Here is a 17,891-nt window from a genome sequence, read left to right as displayed (position 1 = left end):
TAACGGTTTCTCGGCAAATCAAATAAACGGCAGGATACCACAGGAAAAAAGCTATTGCATTGTGACGCAGAGGCTTATTTCAAGACTGTCAGGCCACCTTTGTAGGATTTTTGTGTGTAGCGGATCACGTAGTAGTAGTAGCCGCCTGATATGCTGGTAGGGCACCAGTCGTTTGCCCTTACTTTGGAGTAGTAGATCTGTTTTCCCCAGCGATTGTAAATGGTCACATCTTGAAATTGATCGGCACAGTCGCCTTCCGGCAGGTCCTGGAAAACGAGGCAGTCGTTTTTACCGTCTCCGTTGGGCGTGATTACATTGGGGATTTCCGGGAAAACCTCCGATTTGTTGTTCTTCACAATTACTTTCACGGTGGTGGTATCGCTCGAAGCGGCACAGCTTTTGTCCTGTGTTACAAAATCTATCAGAAATGTCTGTTCTTCTTCGCCGTTCAGCAGCGAGCAGTCGGGGTTCCAGGAGTAGGGAGAGGTGACCTGTTTTACGCCCGTCTTACCTTCAAAAATCATCCCTGCGTCGGCAATATCAAACCCGCGCCCGAAAGCCGCCAAGCTGATCATATTGGTGTCGGGATCGTTTCCAAGGACATCAAATTCGATGACAGGAGAGCTACCGATCGTATGGCTGATCTCGGCCGCAATAAGCGAAGTGGTGACGGAAGGCGGATTGTTTGGCGACTCGTCGACAATAAAATATACCGGCTTGCTGACTGCCAGCGGATTACCTTCACAGCGCATATCTTCCACTTTGAAGTCAACAGCCAGCGTATCACCTTTCTGGGTATTGCAAGGCGGCGTCCAGGTGAAATTCTGCTGTATTGCCTCGGTGCCATTTACCGCTTTAAAATCCATTCCCATACTGGTCATATTAAAATCCTGGCCGCGCCCTGAAAGTGCAAGGGGATCTTTATCAAGGTCTTTGCCATAAACGGTGAAAGTTACAGGCACACCGGCCGTGACGTGGACATAGTTGCCAGGTAGTGAAGTCGTTACGGTCGGACTTGTGTTTCCGCTGCTTTCGCGCCGGATAAAGATGGTCAGTGTGTCCATGAGTGGCACGGGGCAGCTTCCGTCTTCGGCAATGAGTTCTATTTTAATGGGGCGGTTGTCGTAAGTTACAAAGCAGTCTTCCAGACAGACTTGAAAACGCATGGTATCATTCGCGGTGGTAGTGCGGAATTCGGCCGGAAGCAACGTAAAATAGTCTTTGGAATTATTCACCGCCCGCCCGTTCACGCGCACGATCTGGTTGACTGATGGGTCGGTAACCATGACTTCAAAACAGTCGGGATCGCCTTTTTTGAATGTAATGATTTCATTTTCAGTATAAAATATATTTTTCCCCTTAGGTTTAAACATCAGTTTCGGAGGATCCATTTTTGGACAGTCCACTACTTTGAGCTGGAAATCCCTGGTGACCGTGCCGATTTTTTGTCCATTCCTGAACTCGTCTACCCGTACGGCAAATACATACAAACCGATATTGCCGGGAGTTACTGACAACATACCTGTTCTGGGGTCGACCTTCAGTGGCTGCGGCCCAGGAATGATGTTTGCGACGGAAATGCCGTCGATCCAGGTGAGCGTCGGATAATTGGATGACCCGCGTGCCTCTATGCTGGGATTATTTTTGTCCGAAAACCCCTGTAATGGCGTGATCAGGCTGTATGAAAGGCTGTCCCCGTCAGAATCGGTACCTCCGAAATTGAAAAAGAATGGAGAATTGACGCAAGCATAATCACCGATAATGGCGGGGAAAAGAGGGGAGGAGTTTTTAAAATTGGTGTAATTTTTAACAAGAGGCGGAAATTCAACATAAAAGAGGCTTCCGGCATCACCGGGGTTTTTGATGTTGGTAATCGTACCGTTCCGGCAGCACCTGTCCCACACCATATAGTAGCCCTGTGGGTCGCTGAAATCGGCCGGTTCGAGGCGAAGTGTGGCGCTGTAAGTGATCATATATGTTTCCAAAGATGATATTCCACAAAGCGGATTAGTATAGGTGACCGATTTTCGTTCTATTTTTGGGGCGGGAAGGTAACCTATTGCTGCATTGTCGCGTTTTCGGAACACATAAATATTGACAAATGGATCTTCTGCGCCCGGATTACCATTGAGTGCGTCAAAATACATCGTTAATCCGATATTGTAATTGTAATAGCTGTTCGGGTTGTTGGTGATGAAAAGCTGGCCGCCGACAATATGCGTGGCACTGACTTCGGAGAATGCAAACAGCATCACAAAAAATAAGATGAACCGTTTCTTCATGGCTAAATGTGGCAGTAAATGTTACCCGATACGATTTGGAGTTAGAAATTAAAAAGAGGAATATGCTTAAGAATTCAAAGTATGAGTACGTTGAAATTACCGATTTTGCGGCAGAAGGCAAATGTATATTTAAATCGGAAGACGGCGTAATTTTTGTAGAAGGAAATGTTGCTCCCGGTGACATTGTTGATTTGCAGGTAGTAAAGACCAAAAAAAAATTAAAAGAGGCGGTTGTCACAAAGATTCACTCTAAATCTGCGCTCAGGACAGAGCCGTACTGTCTTCATTTTGATGTTTGCGGAGGATGCAGGTGGCAGCATATCGAATATCAGCATCAGCTACGGTTCAAAAGGCAACAGGTTGTTGACCATTTCGAACGGATCGGGAAGATCAGAAATGTGGAGATCAACCCGATTATAGCGGCCCCGAAAACGGAATATTACCGTAATAAACTTGAATTTACGTTTTCCAACTGGCGATGGCTGACCAAGGAGCAGATGGATTCAGGCGCGCATTTTACCAAGCATGCGCTCGGCTTTCACGTTCCGAAACGTTTTGACAAAATATTTACCGTAGACCACTGCCATTTACAGCCCGATCCATCGAACACGATCAGAAATTCATTGCATCATTTCGGAGAATCCAAGGGCATACCTTATTACGATGTCCGTTTTAACAAAGGTGTTCTCCGCAATCTGGTGGTGCGTACGGCCAATACCGGGGACGTGATGGTGATTGTTCAGTTTGGTGAACAAAACGATGAAGCGATCGCCGGCGTCATGGAGTATCTGCATAAGACGCACAGTGAAATCACCTCGCTGAATTACATCGTCAATCTGAAAGGGAATGACTCGTACCAGGACCAGGAGGTGATTCATTACGCGGGAGAGACAACCATCCGGGAAACCATGGAAGACCTTACGTTTCTGGTGGGGCCCAAGTCGTTTTACCAGACGAATTCCGAACAGGCATACCATCTTTTTAACGTGGCGCGGGAATATGCCGGGCTGACGGGCGGGGAGTCGGTTTATGACCTTTATACCGGGACTGGCACTATTGCCAATTTTTTGGCGCGTAGTGCGAAAAAGGTGGTTGGTGTGGAGTATGTGGAAGCTGCGGTGGAAGATGCGCGCAGGAACTCCCAATTGAACGGGATCACGAATACCTCATTTTTTGCAGGCGATATGCGTTACATCATGAATGAAGGTTTTTTGCAGAAACACGGAAAACCGGATGTGATCATTACCGACCCGCCCCGGGCAGGTATGGACCAGCCGGTAGTAGAGACCATTTTAAAAGCGGCTCCCGACCGGATCGTTTACGTTAGTTGTAATACTGCTACCCAGGCACGCGACCTGGCCCTCATGGCGGATCATTACGAAGTAACCAAAGTACAACCGGTAGATATGTTCCCCAATACGCATCACGTGGAAAATGTGGCACTGCTGGTCAGGAAGTGAGTTCTCCTGTCAGGAGGGCTGTCGAAACCCGGAAGCTAATGCTTAAAACGGCGGCTCGCTGTCCGGCCCTTTGTAATCGAAGTTGCTCAGGTCGTTGGCGCGGCTTCTTAGTGTGCCGCCAGCGGCCGGAGGCGCCGGTTTTCCCTGGCTTTCAAAGGATGCAATAGGGTTGGTAGTCACAATAGGCCTGTCTACGGAAAAAGGAGCGGGGGAGAATTGGGAGTCCAAATCGGTAAACTTGGTATACTTACCAATAAAACGCAGTTGCACTGTATCCAGCGACCCAGCCCGGTTTTTAGCGAGGATCACCTCGCCGATACCTGCCACAGAGTTACCCGCTTCGTCTTCTGTAATTCCATAATACTCAGGACGGTACAAGAAAAGAACCATGTCGGCATCCTGCTCGATAGATCCCGATTCCCTTAAATCCGAAAGCTGCGGACGTTTTTCACCTCCACGCGTTTCTACGGCCCGGCTAAGCTGGGACAGGGCAATGACCGGTACGTCAAGTTCTTTGGCCAGGTTTTTAAGAGACCTTGAAATCATCGCAATTTCTTGTTCCCGGTTTCCTGCGCCTTTGCCCCCGGTGTCACCGGTCATGAGCTGAAGGTAATCGATTACGATCATTTGTATATCATGCTGCGCTTTCAGACGGCGACATTTTGCACGCAGTTCCAGAATGGATAGGGCGGGGGTATCGTCGATAAAAATCGGGGCATTGGTCAGCCGGTGGATCCGGTGGTGCAGCTGCTCCCATTCATGGGGTGCAAGGCTTCCTTTACGTATTTTTTCACTGTCAATTTCTGCCTCGGCGGATATCAGACGATTCACCAGCTGAACAGATGACATTTCGAGTGAAAATATAGCGACCGGCATGTTGAAATCCACTGCGGCATTCCTCAGCGAGGATACAACGAAGGCAGTTTTTCCCATACCCGGACGGGCTGCCAGGATCATCAATTCAGTTTTTTGCCAGCCAGACGTAAGCCTGTCCAGCGCGCTGAATCCCGAAGGTACGCCTGTAAGACCATCCTTATTATTTTTCTTCTGATCGAGCTCGGCCAGGGCCTGGCGCATCAGGGCACCCATGTCGGCGTAGTTCTTTTTAATGTTGGATTCCGAAATCTGGAACAACGCCTGTTCTGTTTTATCCAAAAGACGGAAAACATCAGTTGTATCTTCAAAAGCTTCGCGCTGTATTTCAGAGGAAACCTTGATCAGTTCACGTTTGATGAACGCCTGGGAAATGATACGCGCGTGGAATTCAATGTTAGCGGCAGAATTTACCCGCGATGTTAGCTCCATGATGTAGGAAGCTCCCCCGATCAGTTCAAGTTCTCCTGTGCTGCGAAGCTTGGATGTAACGGTAAGCATATCGATAGGCTCAGAGTCCGCGAAAAGCGTGATGATCGCGGTATAAATCCTGACGTGTGCTTCTTTGTAAAAACTATCGGGCCTGAGAATATCTGCTACCGCCGTAAGTGCGTCTTTCTCAATCATTAAAGCGCCTAAAACTGCCTCTTCAAGATCAATGGCCTGAGGGGGAAGTTTGCTGAATGTCTGGTCAACAGCAGGAGTGCGTGTGCCAAGGGATTTTCTTGCAGAATTCCCTTGTTTTGAACCTGTTCGGGAGTAATTGTTGGGTGCCTTTTCATTTTCCATGTTAACACAAAGCTAATGATTACAGGGCTCGAAGAAAAGAAAGAGCAGACAACAATTTTTTTGAAAATATCTTCCAATATCTGCACTGCTGATACTGAAAGAGTTGATCATAATTTGGTAATTTTTCAGTGTTAGATTTCTCTGTGGAATTGTTAATTCTCGGTCTATGTTTTACAAATGTTGGTTATTATTACTAAATTTTAGAACAAATAGACCAAAACTAAACTTCAAATCATTTGCTGGAAAAAATCATCACACTCGAGGACGTTTCAATGGTCGACTTTCTGGGTATTCACAATTCGAATATTAAAGAAGTCGCGGCTGCTTTCCCTGAAAGTAAAATCATTTCCCGCGGTAACGAGATCCGCATTCAGGGCACCGCTCCTGAGATTATCCGCATCACCGACGTAATGGACTCTCTTCTTGCCCATTACCAGCGATACGGAAAAGTAACAAACGACAATGTGAAAGGGTACCTGAACGGGATTGTCAAAACAAACGTAAAGGCTGGGGAGGACGACGATGATGTCATCATTTATGGTAATAAAGGACTGGTAGTAAAGGCAAAGACACCAAATCAGAAGCTGTTGGTAGAGCAGGCAGCGAAATTTGACCTGGTTTTTGCAGTAGGTCCCGCCGGTACAGGAAAAACATATACTGCTGTCGCAATTGCGGTGCGCGCATTGAAAAATAAAGAAGTACGTAAAATCATCATAACCCGCCCGGCTGTGGAAGCGGGAGAAAACCTGGGTTTTTTGCCGGGGGATCTTAAAGAGAAAATTGATCCGTACCTGCGCCCGATATATGACGCGCTGGATGATATGATCGCCCCTGAGAAGCTGAAACTCTACCTTGAAAGCCGGGTTATTGAAATCGCACCCCTGGCTTACATGCGCGGCCGTACGCTGAACAATGCTTTTATCCTGCTTGACGAGGCCCAGAATACCACACCTATGCAAATGAAAATGTTTCTGACGCGTATGGGGCCTGCTTCGAAAGCAATTATTACAGGAGATAAATCACAGATAGACCTGCCCAAGAACCTGAAATCAGGTTTAATAGATTCTCTTCACGTTTTGAAAGGAATAAAGGGCATCAGTTTTGTAGAATTGGATGGTTCGGATGTTGTAAGGCACCGTTTGGTAAGGGATATTCTTGCAGCATATGAAAAAACTGAGCAATAGGCTACTTAAAGTTATGGTTCTGGCATCTTGTATCGCAGCTCCGGCTGCAGCACAAGATGCAGACTCCTTATTAATCAGGTGCGCAAGTACGGAAAGGGATTCTGTCAGACTCACTAAAAATCCCGCGCTGATGCAGCTCAGGCTCAGATCGGAGCAGGCGATTCAACGTCATATCGATCTGAACAAATCGACATTGCGTACATCGGCGGATGACATTATTACCATTCCCGTTGTTGTACATGTGATCTACGACCGCGAAGACAACAAGATAGGAGGGGCAGGGAATCCGAATATTACCGACGAGCAGATCAGGAACCAGATCGATGTTCTCAATGAAGATTATGGGAATACATCAGGTTACAAAGGATTTTACACGGATTCGCTGGGAGTAGATACCGGTATTCGTTTCAAGCTGGTGACTGTAGTGAGGGAACGAACTACCAAGACCCAGTTTAATCCGCTTACCGACGCCGCGACGCTGGCCGGGATTTCGCCTGCGTGGTTTACCAACCGTTATCTGAATATCTGGGTTTGTAAACTGGCTGATCGTTACCTGGGAACTTCCCAGTTTCCGGTTGTGACCGAGATCAATGACCGTACGAATGGATTGTCTGTGAGTGAGGATGAAGAGGTTGACGCGCTCACAGACGGGGTTATCATTGATTTCAGATACTTTGGCCGGAACTCTGATGCGATCACCAGCGCAGTTTATAACTTGGGCAGGACTACCACGCACGAAGTGGGGCATTGGCTTGGACTGATCCATATCTGGGGAGATACTTTTTGCGGTACGGATTATTGCGAGGATACCCCGGTGGCCTATACGAAAAATGAAACGACGGATGTTTCCTGTACCCCGGTTTTCTCTCAATGCCGCGGGAGTAACAGCAGAAATATGATTGAAAATTATATGGATTATTCGCCTGATGCCTGCATGAGCGTATTTACGGATGATCAGAAAGCAAGAATGCAGGCTATTATGCAGCTTAGCCCGAGACGTGCCAGGCTCGTAGAATACTCGAAACTTACCGACCAGAACGTTAAAGTGGAAATTTATCCCAATCCTGTTCATGAGTTTCTTACAGCCGATGTCTACACACCGTCTTACGAGCCGTTTACGGTTAGCGTGCTGAACGATAAGGGGCAAAAGGTATTGGAAGACAGGGTCAACAGGACCTATGTTGATGTGAAGAATTTTCCTGGGGGGCTTTATTTTTACAAAATCACTACCGGGGGCCAAACGATCACTAAAAAGTTTGTGGTTCGATAGCTGATCGCTTATGATATCCCGCACACCATTTGCCGGCATTGTTTTCTTCTACATTGCCGGCATTTTTATGGGCAAATGGCTCATTTCCTGTCCGATACCTGCATACGAGGTTTTCCTATCATTGTTTTTGATATTTTCTGCTATTGGCGGCTGGTTTTATTTTATCCGGCAAAAAACCGGAACAGGAATATGTTTTTCGCTGGTACTGCTTTGTCTCGGCGCTTTTGTGACGGTTGAAAAACATAATCAACTATTCGCGGGGCCGGAACAATTGCAAAGGGCGGAGTATTCATGCTATGAGGCGGTAGTTAAATCACTTCCTGAAAAACGTACAAAAACATTGCGGGTAGAGGCGGCTGTGGTGCGTATTCGCTCGGGTCAAAAATGGATAACGACGGATACGAGAGCATTACTGAATATTACTTCGGATGCATCGGTCATTCCCCGTCCCGGAGATCACATTATGGTTTCAGGTGTATTGAAGAGACCGGACGAGGCATTGAATCCCGGACAGTTCGATTACAGGGGTTATCTCGAAAATAAAGGTATTTTGTGGACAGATTATTTGCGGGAAGGATCTCTCCAGATTATCGGCAGCGAGAGAAATAACCATGACCCATTCGTTTGGAGCATTGCGGTTTCTGAGTGGGCGGACGGTATTTTTCGCAAAAATATTACTGATGACCGCGCTTATGGGTTGATCAAGGCAATGTTGCTTGGCCGCAGGGAAGATCTGCGCGCCGATCAGGTGGACGACTATATAACTTCCGGGACGGTGCATATACTATCCGTTTCCGGCATGCATGTCGCGATTATTTTTCTGGTGATCAGTTTTATGCTTGGCTGGCTGAAGCGCTGGCATACAGGGCGGTTGGTGTATCTTTTCTCTATTGTTTTAATGCTGGGATTTTATGCATTGGTTACCGGGTTGCCGCCGTCCGTTCAGCGTGCTACGCTTATGTGCATCGTTTTTGTAATTGCCGAGGTATTCGCGCGGAAGCATCAGTCGATGAATACGTTATGCTTGTCGGCGTTCTTAATTCTGCTTTTTGATCCTTCGGCTTTATATGATGTTGGTTTTCAATTGTCTTATCTGGCGATGGCGGGTATATTCCTGTTCTACGAACCGATTTGCAGTGTTTTTACTCCTTCCAACTGGTTGACAAAGTATGTATGGCAAATTACTGCGCTGTCGTTTGCTGCCCAGTTGACGACTTTCCCGCTCAGTCTATATTATTTCCACCAGTTTCCAACTTACTTCTGGCTTGTTAATCCCTTTGTGATTGCGTTTACCAATGTACTGCTGCCGGCAGCACTCTTATTACTTTTTGTGAATGTTTGGAGTCCGCTTTGGCTGCAAAATTTCGTTGCCTGGGTTGTAGATATTACCGCTTATTTGGCTAACTGTTCCGTTTCAGTACCTAAATTTTTGCCCGGTTATCTGATCGAAAATCTATATCTGGACAAAGTGGAGGTCGTTTTTCTTTTTGTGATGCTGTTTTTTGTCTGGTACAGTTACTATGGGAGGGAATACATTTATCTGAAATTCGCATATCTGACTGTCTGCATTTTTGCAATTTATTCACTGTCAAATAGTTTGCAGCTACATTGGTCGCCGTCCCTGATGGTACATTCAGTTCCCCGTCATGCTGTGGTTAGTATGAGCCATGGAAGTAAATTGTACATCGCCAGTGACGAAAGCTTCCGGACGGACAGTACAGCCTATGGATTTTATTTGAGAAACTATGCGACTAGTCTGGGTACTAATCACCTGATTTTTAGCGCAACAAAAGGTTCTAACTGAAAAAAAATCTACTGCTGGGCCGCGTACACCGAGGAAATTCTGTCGGCAATCTTCCTGTCCCAGACAGCCTGGGCGCCGGCGTTAAGCCCGTGGCCGGTTTCATCATCGTACTGTTCCTGATCGCGGTTCATTTCACGGAAGGATTCGAGAAACTGATATTGAATTTCGCTGTCAAAATCCTCAATCGTAAGATCGGCTTTGCGAAGCCTGTCCTTAAATTTTTCAACAACCAGTCTGGTAATATCAAAATGGATCTGTTCATGGCGTAAAGTGCCCGAAGTTCTGGCGTCCGGGCGGCCCCAGGACATGCTTTTGACCATAAAAGTTTTCAGCCCGATTTCGACGACCAGGTCGTTTTCTTTGGGATAGGATTTGCCTTCGTAACCAAAGCTCGTAAAAACCGCAGCTGCATACTTGCTGCCCGGTTTCCCGGTTCGTACCTTGAAGTCGTCCCAAATCAATGGTCTTTGGGGAGAGTAAAAAACAGTGTCAGCATCACCGGAACTAGTTATCTCCTTGAAAACGAGGAGCAGGTTACGCGCCAGCGCAGGGTTTTTACCGGTATTCTGAGACATCCATTTATGAAAACTGGTCATAGACTGGTCGAGGAGCTGTCTCACCAGTTTTTCGTAGTCAAAATCTTTTTCCGGGCGGGTGTAGTTTGCGGCTGTCTGGTAGGTGGTCAATTCGATGGGCTGCATAGCCCGGTACCATCTGAATTTTACGGATAACCTGATTTCACCGGTAACCTTGTTCGGGCCAACTCTCTTTTCGCTGATATGAAAGTCTTTTATGCTCACATAGAGCGGAAGGTAGGTCTGGTCTTTTTTGGGTGCACTGAACGACCAGTAACCAAATAGCTCCCGGTCGGCTTTTGCAGGCAGGACAATTGGCACTTCCTTGCCCAGCGCAATAACTTTCCCGATACCTGCACCCGGCAGCACCCGCTGATCTTCGACTTCCTGTATGTAAAATTTATAGGATTTGAAAAGGGCGGAAGGCTCCTTCGAGAGAGTCAATACAACCTTATCCTGCTGCGAAATCGCAGGAAAAATTGTCAACACCAGTAAAAGCATCAGCAGCGCACATCTCTTCATACTTCTCAATCTATATTGAATCCAACCGCCATTTGTGATAAGTTTGTGCATTAATTCTCTTGTACAAACGGATGACTTTACTTACAACGAATTTACGCCCTGAATTTGATGATATATTTATGGAACTGGCTAAAAATCTGGCCCAACGTTCCCACTGCATAAAAGCACAGGTTGGGGCGGTGCTTACCAAGGACACCCGCATAATTTCAATCGGTTACAACGGTCCTCCTGCCGGGACGCACAATTGCGACGAAGAGTTTCCTGAAACCGGTTGTCCGAGAGATGCAAAAGGCAGTTGTTCACTAGCTTTGCACGCCGAGCAAAATGCGATTCTTTTTGCTGTAAAAAACGGCTCTAATATCGAAGGATCAACGCTGTTTGTTACGCTGGCACCTTGTATAGCGTGCGCGAGGGTTATCTACACAATGAAAATCAAAAAGGTAATTTTCCTGCATTCTTATGCTGCCTACAAAGGCATCGCTATTGAGGAGGGAGTGGAGTTTCTGAGGAGGTTTGGGGTGGAAGTGGAGCAATATGGAGGGAAGCTTCTTGGTAGAGCTAATCTTTAATTTTGAATGATTGAATGAACGAATGATTGAATGACCGAATAATTTAATTTTTTGGTGAGTTATTGTGTGAATATCAAGAATCAAATTCTAAAAACATTCACTCATTCACTCAATCACTCATTCACTCATTCACTCATTCACAAATTCGCTCATTCAAAATTACCCTAATGATGGTGCACTCCCCCCGCTCCATGGACATGGCCGTGGCTGATTTCTTCGGGTGTGGCGGCACGGATTGAGATGATCTGGCCTTCAAATTGCATTTCTTTTCCGGCAAGGGGGTGATTGAAATTCATGATCACCACATCATCTTTGATCTCCATCACCTGGCCGTGCATACGCTCACCGTCCTCATTGGTCATCGGGATAATGTTGCCGATCTGCAATAATTCTTCCTGATTGACGTCTTCCATCTGAAAAACGGATTTTGGCAGGTCTACGATCGCATCTTCATCGAATTCGCCGTAGCCTTCTTCCGCCGATACCGTGAATGCAAATGTGTCGCCTGCCACAAGTCCTTCGATCTGGTTTTCAAAGCCTTCCGGTAAACCGCTGATGCCTTGAATGAAGTACATCGGATCTTCTTCGGTAACGACTTCCACGACATCCATTTCTCCTTCAGAGTCAGGGATTCTGAGGCTGTATGTCAACGATATCACGTTATTTTTTTCGACTTTCATTTGCTAGTTTGATTAAAATAATTGTTGTTGTAAAATAATTGTTCCATGGTGAAACTGATGAAACAAACGTACGCCAAATTTGGCAAAATGCCATTTCTATGAATTTTTTAGCACACATTTTATTGTCTGGGGAACGGGATGGCGTGATTTTGGGAAACTATGTCGGGGATTTCATCAAAGGTCGTCTTACCGAGGAAAAGACTGCCCTGTGGAATCAGGAATATGTTCTCGGCCTGAAATTGCACCGCTACATTGATTATTTTACAGATACCAATGAACTTGTGCTGGAAGCAAAACGGATGGCTGCAAAGGTGCACGGGAAATTGGCGGGGATTGTCATGGATATTTACTTCGATTATTTTTTAGCCAAATATTTTGATCAATTTTGCGCCGAATCGCTTTGGGAATATTGTCACAGGATGTACGGCGTGATTGAAAAAAACGAATACCTCATTCCGGACAATATGATACCTATGGTGCGGTCGATGATCCGGCAGGACTGGCTCACCGGCTATGCGACGCTGGAAGGAATAGATATCACTTTTCAGCGGCTTTCGCGCAGGGCTCCGTTTCTCGGGCCGATCATTGGTGCGGCTGAGGAGTTAAAGGAGAATGAAGCGTTTTATCGGGAACATTTCATGCAATTTTTTCCCGAATTACAAAAAGAGGCGGCGCAGTTCATCAAAGAAGGCACACATTAATAATAATTGAAAGTACAAATTACACAGGTTCTGGTATACCAATATAATGGCGCAAACTCCCGATGTTGTCCTGAAAGAGATCAGGGCAAAGAAATACAAACCACTTTATTTCCTGCATGGCGACGAGCCTTACTACATTGATTCAATTGCCGAAGAACTGGAAAAAAGGGTTGTTCCTGAATCTGAGAAAGGTTTTAATCAATTCGTGCTGTATGGGAAAGATACTGATGTGGCTGGCGTGCTGAGCTATGCCAGGAGGTTTCCTTTTATGGCCGAGCGGGCGCTGGTTGTTGTGAAAGATGCAAACAAGTTGGGCGGTATCGAACAAAAAGAACAGCAGTCCCGGCTGGAAGATTACGTTTTGAACCCGCTTTCCAGCACTGTACTTGTGCTTTGTTTTCATGCTAATGCCGACGAACGGAAATCTTATGTGAAGGCATTCAATACGCATGGAACGGTAGTTCAGTCCAAAAAGATGTATGACAATAAACTGCCGGACTGGGTGGCATCCTACTGCCAGAGTGAAGGTGTGAAGATCAGCCCGAAAGCAGTGCAGATGCTGGTTGATAATATCGGAAATGATCTGAAAAGGCTATCCAATGAAATCCAGAAAGTAATGGTGAACCTGCGGGTGGACGAGGGAATCGACGCCTCGGCTGTGGAGCGGTTTGTAGGTATCAGTAAAGAATACAATGTTTTTGAATTCCAGAAAGCGCTGATGATGCGGGATGTGATGAAGGCCAATAGCATTGCTACCTATTTTTCAGCCAATTCAAAAGACAACCCACTGGCCCCGATCCTGATCATTTTGTATAATTTCTTCGCTAAATTACTCCTGGCGCATGCCAGCCCGGATAAGACAGACAAGGGCCTGGCGACCGAGCTGGGGGTAAATCCATACTTCGTAAAAGACTATATGCTGGCTATGCGAAATTATCCCTTACCCAAAGTTGCGCACATTATCCATTATCTGCGTGAATGCGACAGCCGTATGAAGGGGCTCGATGGCGTGAGTATTCCCGAAGGGGAACTGCTGAAAGAGCTTGTTTTCAAAATAGTACATTAACATCGCAAGGATCAGGTTTTTAAGCTTTGAGTAGGGAGGTAACTTCACGGTATGGATAGTAACAGTGTTCTTTTGGTGCCGGTACCTGCACTTTTCAGCTTTCAGGAGTGTATCTGGTTTTTAAACCGCAATTATGACGACTGCCTGCATGTAATCGAAGGAGATGTCATTTTTAAGGCAATTGAAATTGAAGGGAATGCAATCTTGTTCGGTGTAAAAGAAAGCGGAAATTTCCTGGAAGTGGAAATTATCATGGGTGAAGCCGGCAGGAAAGAACGGGATTACCTCACTGCTTACGTCCGGGAATGGTTCGATATGGAGCGGAATGTTCAGCCGTTTTACGATCTGCTGATTAAAGATCAACGACTGGCTTATATGGCGGATGAATACAAAGGGTTGCGGTTAATAGGTATATCCAATCTTTTTGAGGCTATTTGCTGGTGTATTATCGGGCAGCAGATCAATTTGTCTTTTGCCTACAAATTGAAGCGTCGGCTAGTGGAGCGATATGGAAGCCAAATTGCCTGCCACGGGAAATCTTATTACATATTTCCGACTGCCGAGGTACTGGCATGTGCTTCCGTTGAAGATCTGAAAGCGATGCAGTTTTCAGAAAAGAAAGCGCAGTATACTATAGGGATTGCCAGGGCCTTTCACGAAGGCAGCCTGGACAAAGACAAAATCGCTTCGCTGCCAGACCTGGTGTCCCGGAAAAAAGCATTGACGGATTTTAAGGGAATTGGCGTGTGGACTGCGAACTATGCGCTGATGAAGTCATTGAAAGAGCCCGAATGCATTCCTCATGGCGATATCGGTTTGCTCAATGCGCTTTCGCATCACAATATCATCAGCGACAGGAAAGAGCAGCCAAAGATAGATGCGCTGTTTTCAACATTTGTGGGTTGGCAAAGTTACCTGGTTTTTTACCTATGGCGTAGCCTGGCTGTCAAAGAGCTGATCTGAGCGCGCTTTCCATTCCAGGTACCTTCCGCGCATGCAATGGCCGCAAGGACGATATCCGTTGCTGATGGCTTCCTGTTCATTTTCAAAAAACACCCTGTTTTTCAGGTTCATCCGCTCTCCGGATTTACAGGAAATTGTTCCGTAGATTTTCAGGTTTTTATTGCCGCCCAGCCGGATCAGATTGGCATCGATCAGCCGTTTTAGTTTTCGGCTGGTTTTAAAGGATTTGTCACCTAGTTCTGAATGCAGCAGCATATTTTAACTTAATGCATCGTGAAAGATGATCCCCATCGTATACCGGTAGCCGGCTTGTACCTCACTGACGCCGTGTTTCATGTTTACCCGGTAGTATCCTTTACTCCCTTTGACAGGCCGGAAATTGGTTGTAAAAATAACGATATCGCCTTTTCGGGGTTTCAATACCATTGCTTTTGACTGTGCCCGCGGTGTCTGTTGCAGCAGCACAAATTCCCCACCCGTATAATCAGCTTCCGGCTCGCTGAGGAATATTACAAGTTGAATAGGAAAAAATACATCACCATACAAATCCTGATGCAGCGTATTATGGCCCCCCGGACCGTATTTGAGGATTAACACCGTTGGTTTGGTTTGCTGATTGTCTCGGCAAAGTTGTTGAAATTCGGCAAACCGATCGGGGTAATTATGCTGCATTTTCAAAACCTGCATCCATTTGTTGGCAATCGTCGAAAGGTGAGGGTAGAAGTTTTCCCGCAGATTTTGGATCAAATCCGGTAGCGGGTAATTCAGGTATTTGTACTCACCCAAACCAAAGCGATAGCGTTCCATAGCTATCGTTTTTCGGTAAAGGTCTTTATTGTTATACTGCTCAACAAGTGAGTCACATTCACCGGACTTCAGTATGCTTTCAAGCAGGCAGAAACCCTTTTCGTGCATTGTTTCCTGAATACCTTCCCAGTTTAATTCTTCTGCTTTTTTCATCACGGACAGTCGTTATTTTGTAGGAGCAACCTTCAATAGTTGATCAAACAAAATTACCAGCTGCCCGGATGTGAGAAAACCTGAATCTTGCTAAGGTATGTCGGTCAGGCGGTCACAGTTTCAGTTTGTCTTTCACCAATTTGCTGACGCCACATGGCATAGTAAAGGCCTTTTTCGTCAATGAGAGAGCTGTGCGAGCCGGTTTCAATGATTCTGCCTTTTTCAAGTACATAAATCCTGTCAGCGTGCATGATCGTCGACAGCCTGTGTGCAATCATGACCGTGATATGCTGACGTTCGTTGGTAATGTTACGGATCGTGGTTGAAATTTCTTCTTCTGTAATTGAATCCAAAGCAGAGGTCGCTTCATCGAAGATGATCAGATTGGGATTGCGCAAAAGTGCCCGGGCTATCGACAAACGCTGGCGTTCGCCCCCGGATAGTTTCAGCCCGCCTTCTCCTATCATTGTATCGATACCGTTTTCGGCACGTGCCAGCAGGTTGTAACATGCAGCTTTCATGAGCACGTCATCAATCATTTCATCTGTGGCTGAGGGATTTACAAAAAGCAGGTTTTCCTTGATAGTGCCGGAGAACAGCTGGGTATCCTGGGTCACAAAACCGATTTTGTTCCGCATTTCATCAAAATCGATGATGTTGCCATTAAAATTATTGTAAAAAACATTGCCTGAATTGGGATGGTACAGGCCCACGAGCAATTTGACCAATGTCGTTTTTCCCGAACCGGATGGTCCGACAAATGCAATGGTTTCACCTCGCTCTACTTCAAATGAAATGTCTTCGAGCGCCGGCCTGGTCGCGGATTGGTGCTGGAAACGTACTTCATCAAAACGGAGCGATTTTATCTCGGATATGCTTTCCGGATTGGCCGGCTTATGCTCAACTGGCCGGGCCAACAATGTCTGCAGATTATTTAGTGAGGCCTCGGCTTCACGATAGGAAAGTATTACATTACCAAGCTCTTGGAGCGGGCCGAATATGAAGAAGGAATAAAACTGCATCATCATCATTTGTCCGACAGTGATTTTGTCACGAAAAACAAAAAACAGGAGGGCGAACATGATGCATTGCTGAAGGAAGTTAACGAACGTACCTTGTATGAAGCTGATGGAGCGAATGCTTTTTACTTTTCGCAGCTCAAGTTTTAATATTTTGAATGTGGTCGTATTCAGGCGGCTGATTTCCTGCTGAGTCAGTCCCAGGCTTTTTACCAGTTCAATATTTCTTAAAGACTCCGTGGTCGAGCCGGCCAGTGCGGTGGTCTCTTTCACGATGTTTTTCTGAATCGACTTGATCTTCCGGCTCAGAACGCTCGTCAGAAATGCAAGCACCACCGAGCCCACGAGATAGATAAGCGGAAGCATAGGGCTGAGCTTAAATGCTACCACCACCACAAAGACGATCCCCACAAGTGTGGCGAAGAGGACATTGACAAAACTGGTGATAAATTTTTCGCAATCGGCCCGCACTTTCTGCAAAACAGATAAGGTTTCCCCGCTTCTCTGGTCTTCAAAATCCTGAAAAGGGAGCCGCAACGCATGTCGCAGACCGTCGGTGTAAAGGTTCGCCCCGAACTTCTGGATCACCACATTGACCACATAATCCTGAAAAGCTTTCGCGATCCGGGATACCATGGCCGTGCCGATGATCAATAGCAAACCGACCAGAATACCCCGGAAAAATTCATCGGCCATTTTATTGTCCCTGAAATATCCTGCTTTATTGGCATAGGGATCGATCAGGTAATTTCCAAGGATGTACGGGTTGAGAAGAGAGAAGATCTGGTTGATCGCGGCAAGGACTAACGCAAGGAAAATGAGCGCTTTATAGCGGCTCAAATATTGTATCAATAATTTCATGGTGAGGCAATCGGTGGTTTAACTATACCATGAAACCCAAAATCCGGAATTTTAATTCTTTATTCCGGAAGAGAAGTGCGGACCAGAGCCGGTTAGAAACAGAAAAAGCCCCTGCTGGGGCTTTTGTGTAGCGGGGAGCAGGATCGAACTGCCGACCTTAGGGTTATGAAAACTATTCGGCATGAATTCATATGATATCACATGAAACCATATTAGATATTTTATACTGTAAATCAATTAGTTATGTTTTTTGGTAAACCACACTAGTCCATAGTAAACCGTCAAAATTTTGACTTATTTTTGACTAGAAATT

15 protein-coding genes are annotated in these 17,891 nt (G+C 46.1%); 8 read left to right on the top strand and 7 right to left on the bottom strand.

Annotated elements, in window-relative coordinates:
• Nucleotides 1-74: 74 nt before the first annotated feature.
• Nucleotides 75-2,282: a T9SS type B sorting domain-containing protein gene (locus tag FBF61_RS05560; protein WP_138476220.1), complete on the bottom strand. Its 2,208-nt coding sequence runs from the start codon at nucleotides 2,280-2,282 to the stop codon at nucleotides 75-77.
• 62 nt (nucleotides 2,283-2,344) lie between these two features.
• On the opposite strand from FBF61_RS05560, the gene rlmD reads away from it, so the two are divergent.
• Nucleotides 2,345-3,742, top strand: a complete 1,398-nt coding sequence (rlmD, locus tag FBF61_RS05555) for a 23S rRNA (uracil(1939)-C(5))-methyltransferase RlmD (RefSeq protein WP_138476219.1) — start codon at nucleotides 2,345-2,347, stop codon at nucleotides 3,740-3,742.
• Nucleotides 3,743-3,784: 42 nt separating this feature from the next.
• On the opposite strand, the gene dnaB is transcribed toward rlmD, so the two are convergent.
• Complete coding sequence (gene dnaB, locus FBF61_RS05550) at nucleotides 3,785-5,404, bottom strand: replicative DNA helicase (protein ID WP_138476218.1); 1,620 nt, start codon at nucleotides 5,402-5,404, stop codon at nucleotides 3,785-3,787.
• A gap of 236 nt (nucleotides 5,405-5,640) precedes the next feature.
• Between dnaB and FBF61_RS05545 the strand changes: the two genes are divergently transcribed.
• From FBF61_RS05545 to FBF61_RS05535, 3 genes are all read left to right on the top strand, one after another.
• Nucleotides 5,641-6,588 (top strand): PhoH family protein, encoded by a 948-nt coding sequence (locus FBF61_RS05545; protein ID WP_138476217.1) that lies wholly within the window; start codon nucleotides 5,641-5,643, stop codon nucleotides 6,586-6,588.
• Between the two features lie 130 nt (nucleotides 6,589-6,718).
• Nucleotides 6,719-7,858, top strand: a complete 1,140-nt coding sequence (locus tag FBF61_RS05540) for a T9SS type A sorting domain-containing protein (RefSeq protein ID WP_229214928.1) — start codon at nucleotides 6,719-6,721, stop codon at nucleotides 7,856-7,858.
• 10 nt (nucleotides 7,859-7,868) lie between these two features.
• Entirely contained in the window at nucleotides 7,869-9,662 is a 1,794-nt protein-coding gene (locus FBF61_RS05535; protein ID WP_138476215.1) for a ComEC/Rec2 family competence protein, read from the top strand.
• 8 nt (nucleotides 9,663-9,670) lie between these two features.
• On the opposite strand, the gene FBF61_RS05530 is transcribed toward FBF61_RS05535, so the two are convergent.
• Nucleotides 9,671-10,759, bottom strand: coding sequence for a DUF922 domain-containing protein (locus tag FBF61_RS05530; protein ID WP_138476214.1), 1,089 nt, complete (start codon nucleotides 10,757-10,759; stop codon nucleotides 9,671-9,673).
• 71 nt (nucleotides 10,760-10,830) lie between these two features.
• On the opposite strand from FBF61_RS05530, the gene FBF61_RS05525 reads away from it, so the two are divergent.
• On the top strand, nucleotides 10,831-11,328 hold the full coding sequence (locus FBF61_RS05525; RefSeq protein WP_138476213.1) for a deoxycytidylate deaminase: 498 nt from the start codon (nucleotides 10,831-10,833) through the stop codon (nucleotides 11,326-11,328).
• Between the two features lie 164 nt (nucleotides 11,329-11,492).
• On the opposite strand, the gene FBF61_RS05520 is transcribed toward FBF61_RS05525, so the two are convergent.
• Nucleotides 11,493-12,008, bottom strand: coding sequence for an FKBP-type peptidyl-prolyl cis-trans isomerase (locus FBF61_RS05520; protein WP_138476212.1), 516 nt, complete (start codon nucleotides 12,006-12,008; stop codon nucleotides 11,493-11,495).
• Nucleotides 12,009-12,106: 98 nt separating this feature from the next.
• Between FBF61_RS05520 and FBF61_RS05515 the strand changes: the two genes are divergently transcribed.
• Genes FBF61_RS05515 through FBF61_RS05505 form a run of 3 tightly spaced genes read left to right on the top strand, consistent with a single transcriptional unit; the run spans nucleotide 12,107 to nucleotide 14,738 of the window.
• Nucleotides 12,107-12,709: an acyl carrier protein phosphodiesterase gene (locus FBF61_RS05515; protein ID WP_138476211.1), complete on the top strand. Its 603-nt coding sequence runs from the start codon at nucleotides 12,107-12,109 to the stop codon at nucleotides 12,707-12,709.
• A 46-nt stretch (nucleotides 12,710-12,755) separates the two neighbouring features.
• Complete coding sequence (gene holA / locus FBF61_RS05510; RefSeq protein ID WP_138476210.1) at nucleotides 12,756-13,775, top strand: DNA polymerase III subunit delta; 1,020 nt, start codon at nucleotides 12,756-12,758, stop codon at nucleotides 13,773-13,775.
• A gap of 51 nt (nucleotides 13,776-13,826) precedes the next feature.
• Entirely contained in the window at nucleotides 13,827-14,738 is a 912-nt protein-coding gene (locus FBF61_RS05505) for a DNA-3-methyladenine glycosylase family protein (RefSeq protein WP_138476209.1), read from the top strand.
• Here the strand turns inward: FBF61_RS05505 and FBF61_RS05500 are convergent.
• The 3 genes from FBF61_RS05500 to FBF61_RS05490 all read right to left on the bottom strand — a co-directional run bounded on the left by FBF61_RS05500 (nucleotide 14,703) and on the right by FBF61_RS05490 (nucleotide 17,578).
• Entirely contained in the window at nucleotides 14,703-14,993 is a 291-nt protein-coding gene (locus tag FBF61_RS05500) for an Ada metal-binding domain-containing protein (RefSeq protein ID WP_138476208.1), read from the bottom strand. The two genes, FBF61_RS05505 and FBF61_RS05500, sit on opposite strands and share 36 nt — an antisense overlap.
• A gap of 3 nt (nucleotides 14,994-14,996) precedes the next feature.
• Nucleotides 14,997-15,698 (bottom strand): 2OG-Fe(II) oxygenase, encoded by a 702-nt coding sequence (locus FBF61_RS05495; protein ID WP_138476207.1) that lies wholly within the window; start codon nucleotides 15,696-15,698, stop codon nucleotides 14,997-14,999.
• Nucleotides 15,699-15,802: 104 nt separating this feature from the next.
• Nucleotides 15,803-17,578 carry an ABC transporter ATP-binding protein gene (locus tag FBF61_RS05490; protein ID WP_138476206.1) on the bottom strand — a complete coding sequence of 592 codons (1,776 nt, stop codon included), beginning with the start codon at nucleotides 17,576-17,578 and terminating at the stop codon, nucleotides 15,803-15,805.
• Between the last annotated feature and the right edge of the window lie 313 nt (nucleotides 17,579-17,891).

It is taken from the genome of Dyadobacter bucti, assembly GCF_005869225.1.
Lineage (GTDB): Bacteria > Bacteroidota > Bacteroidia > Cytophagales > Spirosomataceae > Dyadobacter > Dyadobacter bucti.
Note: the sequence above shows the minus strand (reverse complement) of the source record. Positions and strands in the feature narration are given on the sequence as shown.

Excerpts from the sequence above, each read along its gene's own strand:
- FBF61_RS05530 (WP_138476214.1), bottom strand. The coding sequence starts at position 10,759 with ATGAAGAGATGTGCGCTGCTGATGCTTTTACTGGTGTTGACAATTTTT.
- FBF61_RS05535 (WP_138476215.1), top strand. The coding sequence starts at position 7,869 with ATGATATCCCGCACACCATTTGCCGGCATTGTTTTCTTCTACATTGCC.
- FBF61_RS05540 (WP_229214928.1), top strand. The coding sequence starts at position 6,719 with ATGCAGCTCAGGCTCAGATCGGAGCAGGCGATTCAACGTCATATCGAT.
- holA (WP_138476210.1), top strand. The coding sequence starts at position 12,756 with ATGGCGCAAACTCCCGATGTTGTCCTGAAAGAGATCAGGGCAAAGAAA.
- FBF61_RS05515 (WP_138476211.1), top strand. The coding sequence starts at position 12,107 with ATGAATTTTTTAGCACACATTTTATTGTCTGGGGAACGGGATGGCGTG.
- FBF61_RS05500 (WP_138476208.1), bottom strand. The coding sequence starts at position 14,993 with ATGCTGCTGCATTCAGAACTAGGTGACAAATCCTTTAAAACCAGCCGA.
- rlmD (WP_138476219.1), top strand. The coding sequence starts at position 2,345 with ATGCTTAAGAATTCAAAGTATGAGTACGTTGAAATTACCGATTTTGCG.
- FBF61_RS05505 (WP_138476209.1), top strand. The coding sequence starts at position 13,827 with ATGGATAGTAACAGTGTTCTTTTGGTGCCGGTACCTGCACTTTTCAGC.
- FBF61_RS05495 (WP_138476207.1), bottom strand. The coding sequence starts at position 15,698 with ATGAAAAAAGCAGAAGAATTAAACTGGGAAGGTATTCAGGAAACAATG.
- FBF61_RS05490 (WP_138476206.1), bottom strand. The coding sequence starts at position 17,578 with ATGAAATTATTGATACAATATTTGAGCCGCTATAAAGCGCTCATTTTC.
- FBF61_RS05520 (WP_138476212.1), bottom strand. The coding sequence starts at position 12,008 with ATGAAAGTCGAAAAAAATAACGTGATATCGTTGACATACAGCCTCAGA.
- FBF61_RS05525 (WP_138476213.1), top strand. The coding sequence starts at position 10,831 with ATGACTTTACTTACAACGAATTTACGCCCTGAATTTGATGATATATTT.
- dnaB (WP_138476218.1), bottom strand. The coding sequence starts at position 5,404 with ATGGAAAATGAAAAGGCACCCAACAATTACTCCCGAACAGGTTCAAAA.
- FBF61_RS05560 (WP_138476220.1), bottom strand. The coding sequence starts at position 2,282 with ATGAAGAAACGGTTCATCTTATTTTTTGTGATGCTGTTTGCATTCTCC.